Origin of the sequence: Photorhabdus namnaonensis, assembly GCF_001684335.1 — a bacterium.
GTDB classification, from domain to species: Bacteria; Pseudomonadota; Gammaproteobacteria; order Enterobacterales; family Enterobacteriaceae; genus Photorhabdus; species Photorhabdus namnaonensis.
Window position 1 is genome coordinate 20,686 of record NZ_LOIC01000036.1, and the last position, 12,329, is coordinate 33,014.

The window sequence follows — 12,329 nt, forward strand, 5'->3', positions numbered from 1 at the left end:
TATGACTATGCAAACTTCCTCCTCAAGCCCTGGCACTGGTTTTTACGAACGGGCTTTCGGTAGTTTCTCTGCGGAAGCGGTATCTGAGGTACGCAAAGAGACCTATGGCGAAGATCTGGGGCAGAACAACTGGTCTTCTGCTGATGAGTTTAGAAAGTTCTCCCAATGGCTTCAATTATCTGACCGCTCTCATGTGCTGGATGTATGCAGTGGGTCTGGAGGGCCGGCTCTGTTTCTGGCAAGGACCAGCGGTTGTAGCGTGACGGGGGTTGACATTAATCCTCACGGTCTCCTTACCGCTCGGCAACTTGCGGCAGATTTCGGACTGGAAGATCGAAGCAATTTCGTTGACAGCGATGTTCGTCAGCCTCTGCCATTTCCTGACGGTACCTTTGACGCGTTATGGTGCATTGACTCGGTAATACATATTCCGGATCGGCTGGCTTTGCTGAGTGAGTGGTATCGGCTACTGAAGCCAGGCGGACGGTTTTTGTATACTGATCCTACTCTGGTAACGGGTATGCTCAGTAAAGAAGAGATAGTGATACGTGGCATGCCGGGTTATTTCCTCTATAGCCCAGTTGGATTGAATGAGCGCCTGATCAACGAAGCGGGCCTTTGCCTCGAAATGCAAGTGGACCTGACACAAAGCGTTGTTGAACTCAGTGAACGCTGGCGTGCCGGGCGTAATAAGCGCAAGGAGCAGTTTATCGCAATAGAAGGTGAAGAGACGTTCGAGCGTATGCAGAACTTCTTGTCCACCACTCAGTTAGTCTCAATCGAACGCAGGTTGTCGCGCGTAGCCTTTGTCGGTTATCGTCCATGATTATTCCCTGTTGATTGGATATCTTACTTTTTTTATCTTCATTATTGCCGGGCTGGATGCCCGGTTTAATCGTTCTGATTGGATCACATATCATGCTCGTTGCTCCCCTGATTTCTTTAAATAAAAAACTAATGTGAGTTATTATTTAAATAGCAGGAAATATTTTCATTGAGAGATATATTATAAAGAGAGATAAATAATTATTTGTCTTTATTATCAATGGACTTTTATAAGTTTTTACGATGTCATTACAATAATGAGAAATTATTCTTTAGATTATTATGGTATAAAAATATAATGATTATTTGATTGTATATATAATATTGTAAGAATTCTCGGGTTGTTAATTATATAGGTGATTGAAATTATTTTATTTTTACTTTTTGTCATTTTATTTTTATGTTTAAATCAAACTTTTATTGATTATATAGAGGTTTGTCTTTTTTGATTTAATAACCTATTTTTATTTAAGTTGGGAAATAACAAGATAAACGCATTAAACAAAATGGTTTATATTGTAATATTATTTTGTTGTTAAGTTCTTATTCATAGCATGATGGTGTATTAAGTTATTGTTCCTGTTAAAGACTGTATGGGTATGTTAATGATAATAATGAGGGTTATTCTCATTTCATTGGATACCGAAATCATAATTAAAGCAAGGAAAAAAGTATGAATTTAAATAAAAAGGCTTTTCTTATTTCCCCTTTTTTATTCGCTATTAGTTACGCTAGTCAGGCATGTAATGTTGATCCACAGATAGAAAGGATAATAACCCAAAATGGGTTAGCTAATACTAAAGTGATGTCCATGTATAGAAGTTGCACACTTACCGTCACGGCAGACACACCGAATAAAGTCACATTAACAAACAGTAAAGCGGCAAAGCGTGATAATGTAGCAGAAAAAGCGATGTACTGGTATCGAGGAATGGGGATAAATGAATATATAGCATTTGATCAGAATAAGTATAAAAATGTCCCTTGTGTTACACAAGCAAGTTTCTGTGGCATTGCGCCTGAATATACTTATTCACAGAGTTATCTGACAAATAGAAATCCGGGTGTTGTTATTGAGTTTAGTACGATAGAACCCAGTTGGTTATATAACGATTTTACAGTTAAACATCAGTGCCAATATAAAGCTGAGGGTGGAGGAACATATGGGCTGGGTGTAACAGGAACATCGGCAAGTTGCGATGCTGAATATAAGAGAATTGGAATAGGAAATATATTTAATGGATGGTTATCAGGAAAACCAGCCAAAATAGACGTTATAATCTCTTATGTATTGTTAGCAAAATAGATTTTAGCCTTAAATGATTTATGTTGAAATATATTGCACCGAGTGTTTATAACTTCGGTGCTTTTTATTGGCGATGTTTTTTATGTAAAAATATACTTTACAGGCAAGATATTATCATGTAGTAAAAGAAAATTATAATTAGTAGATATTCTACAATAAGTATGAATAAAGATTTTATCTTTTTGAATTATTTTGATGACTATAATTGCAATTAGATAATGTTATTTATATTGATTTTGAATGGTAAATAGGTGTTTTTTTATTTACATGATATTGTAATAAATAAAAAAGTATCTATTTTAAATGTTATTGAAATTATCTTTTTTTGTGTTTTTCCTGTTTTTTATTTAATTATTATAGGGCTTGTTTTTTTTGATTTCATAATCTACCTTTATTTAATAAGGCTAATAACAAGAGAAACTGATTAAATGATATGATTTATATTGCAAAGTTATTTTGTTGTTGGTTTCTTATTTGTGGTGGAATTTTATTTATAGTGGAATTGTACGTTAGGTCATTATGTGTCGGTAAAGATGATGACTGGATTTATTAATAACGGCTATGAAATATATCTTCGTTCTTTTGGGTATCAATACCATCGATAAAGTAAGGAGAGAAGTATGAGTTTTAATAAAAAAACCTTTCTGATTGCCACTTTATTAGTTGTGAGTCACTTTAGTATGGCATGTAATACTGATCCAATGGTGGAAAATATAATAAACAGCTATGGTCTACAAGAGACTAAAGTGATGTCTATGTATAAAAATTGCGAATTTGAGGTGGTGAATAGTGGCAATAGAGTGATATTAACTAATAATAAATCCGAAAATAGAAATGAACGTGCAGAAATAGCGATGTATTGGTATAGGGGAATGGGAATAGAAGAATTTAAGTTATTTGATAGTAATAAATTTAAGAGTATTCCTTGTGTTAACGTGCCAAATCGCTTTTGCGGCATTTCCCCTGAATATATTTACTCCAAGAGCTATCCAATTAGAGAAGATAAAAAATTTGTTATAGAGTTTAAGACAATAGAACCTGGCTGGCTATATAATGAATTTACCACTAAGCATGATTGCGAAATTGATGTTAAATCAAGAGGAAGATCATATGGGCTTGGTGAAATAAGTGCCTCGAAAAAAGATGAATCAAATTGTAAGCCTAAAGGTTATAAGATAGGAGATGAGTTCAATAAGTGGCTATCAGGAAAACCAGCTAAAATAGAGGCGATAATTGCTTATGTACAATTACCCATACCAGACTAATCTTAATATCTGTTATATATACCCGTCATCTTTCAAGTTGCCTCTTTGTTGGCCGCGCTCGCTCACCCCGGTCACATAGTTTGCTATGCTCCCGGGGATTCACTCCCTTGCCGTCGCGATGCATCTTGAAATCCATAGGGTATAATCGTGTCATTATCAGCTTTAAACTCTCTTTTTAGCGCCGAATGTCTTATCGCTTTGGTGCTTTTTTGGGTTAAATTTCATCCTCCTTGCGGGAGGATATAACTGATAGTACTCGATAGAATGTTAAAGGAATAAGTGTACATTGCAGCAAGAATTCTATTAAGTCACAAAGAAATTTTTTATTGAGAAATGTTTTTCAAAATACGTATTTTCATATAACTATTGGTTTTTTTCTTATATACTGTTACTATATCTTTTTGTATATATTATAATGACATATTTTTTAATTTAATCATATTGGAATTTGTTTTTGTTTTTTATAGTTAAATAATCTATCTTATTTCACTCAGATAATAACAAAGAAGATTAATGCAACAGGTTAATTTATTGTATGTTGTCTGTAATAGTGTTTTTTTAATCAATATATAACAATAAAATCTATTTCAATTAAGTACCAAAACTATAAATAAAGCAAGGAGAGAAATATGAGTTTGAATAAAAAAGTTTTCCTTATTTCCCCACTTTTATTAGCTATTAGCAGTTTTAGTATGGCTTGTATGAAAGATCCGGAGAACATCAGAAATCAGGTAAAAGATGCAATAACTGCAAATGGATTGGCAAAAACCAAAGTAATGTCTTTATACACAAATTGTGTTCTTAGAGTTAAAGACAACACACCAAATAAACTTACGCTAAAGAGTAGTAAAACCTCAAATAGTGATAATGAGGCAGAAAAATCGATGTACTGGTATCGAGGAATGGAGATAAAGGAATATCAAACATTTGATAAAAATAGGAACGAGAAAATTTCTTGCGTTCAAGAAAACAGTTTCTGTGGAATTGCGCCTCAATTCACTTACTCACAAAGTTATCTAACGAATAAAAAACCAGGTGTTGTTATTGAATTTAAGACGGAAAAGGCTGGTTGGTTATATAATGACTTTACAACTAAAAATGGATGTAAGACTAAAGCTGAAGGTGGAGGAACATACGGGCTTGGTGTAACAGGAACATCGGCAAGTTGTAATTCTGCATATAAGCAACGCGGAATAGGAAATATATTTAATGGGTGGTTATCAACGAATAAAATACAAGCTCAAGTTGCGTATGTATTGTTAAAAAAATAAGATTTAACTTTTATTCTGCAACCATGTAATTATCAATCTTAAATTTGTGCAGATAACTATAAAAGGTAAGGTGCCGCATATATGCGGCACAATTAGATTGTTTTTTGTAGTTCATTGCGTGCAGCCTGAGCTAGAAAACCACTTCTGCTGCCATATTCGGGATGGTTATGTACAATGATATCAATACGATGTAATAAACGATGTGGCAAAGTAATATTGATCCGCTCTGCTCTGCCATCGAATTTATCCATATTGACGTCAACTAGAATCCATTGACCATCAATATATTTGCCAATGTTTTCAGCGAGATGTTCTTACATCGTTCTGGCTGTAGGGAGTTCTGATTCATTTTGCGTTAATAATTCAAAATGTACCTCAATAGCACTTTTAGCGTCTTCCCAAGCTTCTTCAAGTGTATCGCCAGCAAAATAACAGTCGGATACATCAGGAAACCAGCCGCTTGTACTGCCATCTGTGTCAACTTCGATAAAAGCGGGATATAGCATATTTTTTCTCCTGATTTGAGTATTTCTAATTACTTCATTTGAGAACACGATATTTAATAAGTTGGCATAATTTTCCAATCTTATATCTTTCTGGGAATAAAAAGAAAATAAAAAGGCCAAATCCAGTGAAGTACAGGATTCAGCCTTTATCAGTCATTAATCTGCTACGGATAAGAAGCGGTTACGCTTCCCCCTGTGCTGATTGAATCGCAGTCAATGCAACGGTGTAAACAATATCGTCTACCAAAGCGCCACGGGACAGGTCGTTAACCGGTTTACGCATACCTTGCAGCATTGGCCCGATAGAAACCAGATCCGCAGAACGTTGTACCGCTTTGTAGGTGGTGTTACCGGTGTTCAGATCAGGGAAGATGAACACGGTGGCTTGACCGGCAACCGGTGAGTTTGGTGCTTTGGATTTCGCTACATCTGCCATGATTGCGGCGTCATATTGCAATGGGCCGTCAATGATCAGGTCCGGGCGTTTTTCCTGTGCCAAACGAGTTGCTTCACGAACTTTTTCAACATCACTACCGGCGCCGGAGTTGCCGGTAGAGTAGGAGATCATGGCTACGCGCGGTTCGATACCAAATGCTTTAGCTGAATCCGCAGATTGGATAGCGATTTCAGACAGTTGTTCAGCCGTCGGATCTGGATTGATTGCACAGTCACCGTAAACCAGAACCTGTTCTGGCAATAGCATAAAGAATACGGATGATACCAATGAGCTACCCGGCGCGGTTTTGATTAACTGCAATGGTGGGCGGATAGTGTTGGCCGTGGTGTGTACCGCACCGGATACCAAACCATCAACTTCGCTCTGTTCCAGCATCAACGTACCCAGAACAACGTTGTCTTCCAGTTGTTCACGTGCAACGACTTCGGTCATGCCTTTGTTTTTACGCAGTTCAACCAGACGTGGAACATAACGCTCACGTACAGCGACCGGATCAACAATTTCAATACCCGCGCCTAGTTCTACCCCCTGAGCAGCGGCGACACGACGGATCTCTTCTGGGTCACCAAGTAGAACGCATTGCGCAATACCACGGTCAGCGCAGATAGAAGCCGCTTTCACGGTACGAGGTTCGTCACCTTCCGGCAGAACAATGCGTTTGCCTGCTTTGCGCGCCAGTTCTGTTAATTGATAACGGAATGCGGGTGGAGACAGACGATGTGGGCGCTCAGAGTTCGCTGTCAGGGAGTCGATCCACTCTTTGTTGATATGGTGTGCGACGTAGTTTTGCAGTTTTTCAATACGTTCATGATCATCTGCCGGAACTTCCAGGCTGAAACTTTGCAGGCTCAGGGAAGTCTGCCAGGTGTTGGTATCAACCATAAAGACTGGCAGGCCAGTGTTGAAGGCACGTTCACACAGTTGCTTAATCGGCTCATCGATGGCATAGCCGCCGGTCAACAGAATTGCACCGATTTCAACCCCATTCATAGCCGCCAGACAGGCCGAAACCAGAACGTCTGGACGATCAGCCGAAGTGACCAGCAGAGAACCGGGACGGAAGTGCTCTAACATGTGTGGAATGCTGCGTGCACAGAAAGTCACCGATTTCACACGACGGGTTTTGATCGCGCCTTCGTTGATAATACGGGCGTTCAGGTGTTTTGCCATATCAATTGCACGAGTTGCAATCAGGTCAAAACTCCACGGAATGCAACCCAGAATCGGCAATGGGCTGTTTTTAAACAGCGTGTTCGGATCGATGTTAGCTACGGTGGCTTTTGAGGATTCGTCAAAGATCTCTGACAGATCAGGACGGGTACGGCCTTGATCGTCAACCGGCGCATTCAGTTTGTTAATAATAACACCGGTAATGTTCTGGTTTTTGCTGCCGCCAAATTCAGCACGAGCCAGTTCAACACGTTCTTTCAACTGTTCCGGGGAATCGTTACCTAGCGCCAATACGAATACGATTTCAGCATTCAGCGTTTTGGCAATTTCATAGTTGAGAGATTGGGCGAATGAATGCTTGCGGGTTGGAACCAGACCTTCAATCAGAATGACTTCTGCATCTTTGGTGTTTTCGTGGTAAAGGGCCACGATTTTTTCCATCAGTACATCTTTCTGATTGGTTGTCAGCAAAGATTCCACATGCGCCATGTCCAGCGGTTCAGCGGTTTTTATGCTGGAATGAGAGCGGATGATTGTCGTGGTTTGATCTTGGGCGCCACAGCAACGGGATTGGGCGATAGGTTTGAAGACACTCAGGCTAACGCCTTTTTGCTCCATTGAGCGAATTACACCTAAACTAACACTGGTCAAGCCGACGCTGGTGCTAGTAGGGATCAACATAATTGTTCGGGACACGGAAACCTCTTTACGGTTGCTCGTTGGTCAAAAATAGTACCGCCAGCAGTGGCTGGCGGTTGGTCAAATTATTACGCGGTCAGGCGTGCCGCATCTTGAGCGATCACTAATTCTTCATTGGTTGGGATCACCAAAGCAAGACGGCTGTTGTCAGTCGTGATAGCGCCGGATTTACCGAAGCGAGCGGCCAGGTTACGGTCGTGATCGTATTCGAAACCTAACAGAGCCAGTTTTTTCAGTACCAGCTCACGAACCAGTGAGGAGTTTTCACCAATACCGCCGGTAAAGATAATGGCATCCAAACGGCCTTCCATCAGTGCGGAATAAGAGCCGACGTATTTAGCCAGACGGTGGCAGTAAACGTCCATCGCGCGTTTAGCGTCGGCTTTGGTTTCATAGTTATCTTCTATATAACGACAATCACTGGTGACTTCGGTCAAACCTAGCAGACCAGATTCTTTGGTCAACAGTTTGTTGATTTGTTCAACGCTCATGCCCAGTGAATCATGCAGGTGGAAAATGATAGCCGGGTCGATGTCACCGCTGCGGGTACCCATTACCAGACCTTCCAGTGGCGTTAACCCCATAGAAGTATCAACACATTGACCATTAACAATAGCGGAGATAGAGCCGCCATTGCCCAGATGGCAGACGATAACGTTCAGCTTTTCAACCGGTTTGTTGAGCGTTTTTGCCGCTTCACGGGAAACGAAGAAGTGGCTGGTTCCATGTGCGCCATAGCGACGAATGCCGTGTTCTTTGTACAGGTTGTATGGTAGGGCATACAGGTAAGCCTCTTCCGGCATGGTCTGATGGAACGCGGTATCGAATACGGCAACGTTTTTGTCAGTCAGGTGTGGGAACCCTTTTTTCGCTTCTTCGATGCCAATCAGGTGAGCCGGGTTGTGCAATGGCGCGAATGGAACCGCGTCTTTAATCCCTTGAATCACTTCATCATTGATGGCGACGGATGCCGTGAATTTTTCACCGCCGTGAACAATGCGGTGGCCGATTGCAGAGATTTGATCAGAAAGTTCTGGTTTTTCCGCCAGAATAGTATTAACAATAAAGTTCAATGCTTCGCTGTGGGCTGCACCAGCACCTAAAGCGGCTTCATGTTTCGCGCCATCCATTTTCCACTTAATGCGGGCTTCGGGCAGGTTAAAACATTCAGCTAGACCAGAAAGATATTCTTCACCGTTAGCAGGATCGATGATAGCAAATTTCAGAGAAGAGCTACCGCAATTGAGGACCAGTACCAGCTTACTTGACATGGAAATACCTATATCGTGTTTGTCATTGAGTCTTACAGATAAGACATGTTGATTAATAAAACGTCAATTACTTATTAGCGTAGCGCGTAAGGTGATGACATTAAATGATTAACATCATGCTCTATGCAAAGAGCATGATGATAAGGTTTCGATTTTCAAAAACCCTTTTTCGCCAGCCATGATGTTAAGAGATAGCGTGATTTGTTAACAAAATGAACCTAAATGCAGTAAAAAAGGTAAAATGTGTCACTTTACTGCTGTGTATAACACAAAAGTGGATGTAGGATACCGATAGCCAGCAGTAAAAACAAAATATACTTAATCCTACAAAAAATATTTTATCATTTACAATGTTTTTTTAAAAAATGTGTTTTTAATTGATTGAGGTCATGATGAGCGCAATACCTCCCACCAGTAATGGATGGTTGAGAAAGATGCAACTGGGACAGCACTATATGAAAACTTGGCCGATTGAGAAACGATTGGCGCCCATGTTTCCTGAAAACCGGATTATTAAGGCAACTCGTTTTGGTATCCGGTTTATGCCGCCGTTGGCTATTTTTACGTTGACGTGGCAAATCGCACTGGGTGGTCAGCTTGGTCCGGCTGTGGCGACGGCGTTGTTTGCCTGTAGTTTACCGATGCAAGGGTTATGGTGGTTGGGGAAAAGGGCATCAACGCCACTACCGGCGGCATTGTTGAAATGGTTCCATGAAATCCGTGATAAATTTGCCGCCGCCGGTATCGCGATGGCGCCGGTGCAGCAAACGCCAACTTATCAATCTCTCGCGGAACTGTTGGAACGCGCATTTAAACAACTTGATCGTTCGTTTCTCGATGATGTTTAAGCCAGGAGAAATCTGTTGCTAGATTATTGCCGTCAATGTGTTGAAAAATCAGAAATGATGGTTCATGGCGAAAAGTGGGGGCATTGTTGATCGCAACCGGAGATTTTCCCCCGATAAAATGGTCTACTAGCCAAGTTTTCGATATTAATATCTTCTTCTTTGTTGATAGAGGCCATTTTGAATAGCGAACTCTTGTGGGTATTGACCCTGCTGTTGATAGCTATTGTTCTTTTTACTACCAATAAACTGCGCATGGATATTGTTGCATTATTGGTGATTATCGCGTTTGTCATAAGTGGAACGTTGACGCTCGGTGAAGCGACCAGCGGTTTCAGTGATCCCAATGTGTTGTTGATAGCTGCCCTGTTTGTTATTGGTGAAGGGTTGGTAAGGACTGGCGTTGCTTATCAAATGGGGGACTGGCTGGTAAGGGTCGCCGGAAACAGCGAAACCAAGATGTTGGCGTTACTGATGCTGACGGTGGCGGGGCTTGGCGCTTTTATGAGCTCTACGGGTGTGGTCGCGATTTTCATTCCTGTGGTGCTTAGTGTGGCGGCAAGAATGAAAATTTCGCCGGGGCGGTTGATGATGCCTTTGAGTTTTGCCGGGCTTATCAGTGGCATGATGACGTTGGTAGCGACGCCGCCCAATATGGTGATTAACAGTGAGTTGATAAGGGAGGGGCTTCCCGGTTTCAAATTCTTCTCTATTACACCGATTGGTATTTTGATTCTGTTTGCCGGTATTGGTTATATGCTGATCGCTCGCCATTGGTTGGGAAATAATCAATCAGATAAAGGTCATGATAAATGGAATCGCCGCACTTTCCGTGACCTTATCCGCGACTATAAATTATCCGGTCGCGCACGTCGTCTGGCGATCCGCTCGGGCTCCCCGCTGATTGGCCTTTCTCTTGATGAATCAAATTTGCGCGCCCGCTATGGGGCTAATGTCGTTGGTATTGAGCGTTGGCGACGTTTTCGACGCGTTATGGTCAGTGCAATGGGCAATACCGAATTGAGGGCGCGAGATGTGTTGCTGGTTGATATGTCAGACAGTGAGGTGGATCTGCGTGAGTTTTGCAGTGAGCAATTATTAGAGCCGATGGTGCTGCGTGGGGAGTACTTTTCTGAACAATCTCGTAATGTGGGAATGGCGGAGGTTTCTCTGATCCCGGAGTCAGATTTATTAGGAAAGTCGCTGCGGGAAATCTGTTTTCGTACCTGCTATGGCTTGAATGTTGTTGGTATTCGACGCGATGGTGAATCGTTGCCGGGTAAACTGGTCGATGAGCCGTTGCAACTGGGCGATATTTTGCTGGTTATTGGTGACTGGAAACTGATCCGTGTCCTGCAAACCAAAATGCGCGATTTTATTGTCCTTAATCTGCCGGTTGAGATCGAAGAAGTAGCCCCGGCAACGTCCCAAGCTCCACATGCGCTTTTTAGTTTGGCGCTGATGGTAGCCATGATGCTTACCGATGAAGTACCCAATGTGATTGCCGCATTGATAGCTTGCCTGTTGATGGGAAAATTCCGTTGTATTGATATGGAAAGTGCGTACCGCTCTATTCACTGGCCCAGTATTATCCTGATTGTCGGGATGATGCCATTTGCACTGGCATTACAGAAAACCGGCGGGATTGATCTGATTGTTCGCGGTCTGATGGATATTGCCGGTGATATGGGACCGAGGGTAATGCTGGTATGTCTGTTTGTACTTTGTGCGGTAATCGGTTTGTTTATTTCTAATACGGCAACGGCGGTATTAATGGCGCCGATAGCCATTGCTGCCGCACGTGAAATGGCAGTCTCTCCGATGCCATTTGCAATGATTATTGGTGTGGCGGCTTCCGCCGCATTTATGACCCCGGTGTCATCCCCAGTGAATACGCTGGTTCTTGGCCCCGGTGGCTATAAGTTTTCCGATTTTGTCCGTTTGGGCGTGCCATTTACCCTGCTGGTGATGGTGATAAGTGTGCTGGTCATCCCTTGGTTGTTTCCATTTTAATGGGGGATATCAAGGCTAATTTCATCCAGTGATAAGCTGAACCCAGGGACAAAAACTTTCATAAAGTAATCCATCTCCTGGCTGTGACGATCAGCCAGGGTTTTTTCAAGCCGGGCTTTCGCCAGATTGAATTCATGGTTACCTGCCGATAACTCTTCCAGACATTTCAGATAAGCGCACAGGGAATCGGCCTGCTTAATGATAAAAGTTTCTTCTGCTGTATGCTGACTATCATCTAGGATTGGGAGGAAATCCTTTTGTAGCTCTGCGGGCAGCATTTCCAATAATTTCTTCTGTGCGATTTTTTCTATCTTTTTGTATTCCCGTGCGATATGTGGATTGTGATATTTGACCGGTGTGGGTAAATCTCCGGTGATAACTTCGCTGGCGTCGTGATACATAGCCAACAACGCAATGCGTTCAGCATTCACATTGCCGCCAAATTTGCGGTTTTTGATAATGGCTAAGGCGTGTGCGACAAAGGCTACCTGTAGGCTGTGTTCAGACACGTTTTCTGTACGTACATTGCGCATCAAAGGCCAACGGTTAATCAGTTTCAAGCGGGAGAGGTGGGCAAAAAAGTGGCTCATAATTATCTCTTACAGTAAACATTGCTGTTATTGTGAGCTGTGGGTGGGGTGAAGTAAACCTTAAAATCGTTTCTTAATTTTTATCCCTTTATTTTGTAGGGGAATGTGCTA

General features: G+C 41.8%; 9 protein-coding genes and 1 pseudogene. 6 read left to right on the forward strand and 4 right to left on the reverse strand.

Annotated elements, in window-relative coordinates:
• Position 1: 1 nt before the first annotated feature.
• From Phpb_RS07335 to Phpb_RS07350, 4 genes are all read left to right on the forward strand, one after another.
• Positions 2-826 carry a class I SAM-dependent methyltransferase gene (locus Phpb_RS07335; RefSeq protein ID WP_065389792.1) on the forward strand — a complete coding sequence of 275 codons (825 nt, stop codon included), beginning with the start codon at positions 2-4 and terminating at the stop codon, positions 824-826.
• 672 nt (positions 827-1,498) lie between these two features.
• On the forward strand, positions 1,499-2,131 hold the full coding sequence (locus Phpb_RS07340) for a hypothetical protein (protein ID WP_065389793.1): 633 nt from the start codon (positions 1,499-1,501) through the stop codon (positions 2,129-2,131).
• A gap of 620 nt (positions 2,132-2,751) precedes the next feature.
• Positions 2,752-3,396 carry a hypothetical protein gene (locus tag Phpb_RS07345; protein WP_065389794.1) on the forward strand — a complete coding sequence of 215 codons (645 nt, stop codon included), beginning with the start codon at positions 2,752-2,754 and terminating at the stop codon, positions 3,394-3,396.
• Positions 3,397-4,025: 629 nt separating this feature from the next.
• On the forward strand, positions 4,026-4,667 hold the full coding sequence (locus Phpb_RS07350; RefSeq protein WP_065389795.1) for a hypothetical protein: 642 nt from the start codon (positions 4,026-4,028) through the stop codon (positions 4,665-4,667).
• 92 nt (positions 4,668-4,759) lie between these two features.
• On the opposite strand, the pseudogene Phpb_RS07355 reads toward Phpb_RS07350, so the two are convergent.
• The 3 genes and pseudogenes from Phpb_RS07355 to ackA form a co-directional block, all read right to left on the reverse strand.
• Positions 4,760-5,173: pseudogene (locus Phpb_RS07355) on the reverse strand (type II toxin-antitoxin system HicB family antitoxin).
• Positions 5,174-5,354: 181 nt separating this feature from the next.
• Positions 5,355-7,481: a phosphate acetyltransferase gene (pta, locus tag Phpb_RS07360; RefSeq protein ID WP_205634749.1), complete on the reverse strand. Its 2,127-nt coding sequence runs from the start codon at positions 7,479-7,481 to the stop codon at positions 5,355-5,357.
• A gap of 86 nt (positions 7,482-7,567) precedes the next feature.
• On the reverse strand, positions 7,568-8,770 hold the full coding sequence (gene ackA, locus Phpb_RS07365) for an acetate kinase (RefSeq protein WP_065389797.1): 1,203 nt from the start codon (positions 8,768-8,770) through the stop codon (positions 7,568-7,570).
• 392 nt (positions 8,771-9,162) lie between these two features.
• Between ackA and yfbV the strand changes: the two genes are divergently transcribed.
• Positions 9,163-9,618 (forward strand): terminus macrodomain insulation protein YfbV, encoded by a 456-nt coding sequence (gene yfbV, locus Phpb_RS07370; RefSeq protein ID WP_065389798.1) that lies wholly within the window; start codon positions 9,163-9,165, stop codon positions 9,616-9,618.
• Positions 9,619-9,795: 177 nt separating this feature from the next.
• The gene (locus tag Phpb_RS07375; RefSeq protein ID WP_065389799.1) at positions 9,796-11,628 is read left to right on the forward strand and encodes an SLC13 family permease; all 1,833 of its coding nucleotides are present in this window, start codon (positions 9,796-9,798) and stop codon (positions 11,626-11,628) included.
• Here the strand turns inward: Phpb_RS07375 and yfbR are convergent.
• Complete coding sequence (gene yfbR / locus Phpb_RS07380) at positions 11,625-12,218, reverse strand: 5'-deoxynucleotidase (protein ID WP_065389800.1); 594 nt, start codon at positions 12,216-12,218, stop codon at positions 11,625-11,627. The two genes, Phpb_RS07375 and yfbR, sit on opposite strands and share 4 nt — an antisense overlap.
• Positions 12,219-12,329: the final 111 nt, after the last annotated feature.

What these genes read in the sequence shown, in the direction of transcription:
- yfbR (WP_065389800.1), bottom strand. Translation starts at nt 12,218, where the DNA reads ATGAGCCACTTTTTTGCCCACCTCTCCCGCTTGAAACTGATTAACCGT.
- yfbV (WP_065389798.1), top strand. Translation starts at nt 9,163, where the DNA reads ATGAGCGCAATACCTCCCACCAGTAATGGATGGTTGAGAAAGATGCAA.
- Phpb_RS07350 (WP_065389795.1), top strand. Translation starts at nt 4,026, where the DNA reads ATGAGTTTGAATAAAAAAGTTTTCCTTATTTCCCCACTTTTATTAGCT.
- Phpb_RS07335 (WP_065389792.1), top strand. Translation starts at nt 2, where the DNA reads ATGACTATGCAAACTTCCTCCTCAAGCCCTGGCACTGGTTTTTACGAA.
- Phpb_RS07345 (WP_065389794.1), top strand. Translation starts at nt 2,752, where the DNA reads ATGAGTTTTAATAAAAAAACCTTTCTGATTGCCACTTTATTAGTTGTG.
- ackA (WP_065389797.1), bottom strand. Translation starts at nt 8,770, where the DNA reads ATGTCAAGTAAGCTGGTACTGGTCCTCAATTGCGGTAGCTCTTCTCTG.
- pta (WP_205634749.1), bottom strand. Translation starts at nt 7,481, where the DNA reads ATGTTGATCCCTACTAGCACCAGCGTCGGCTTGACCAGTGTTAGTTTA.
- Phpb_RS07340 (WP_065389793.1), top strand. Translation starts at nt 1,499, where the DNA reads ATGAATTTAAATAAAAAGGCTTTTCTTATTTCCCCTTTTTTATTCGCT.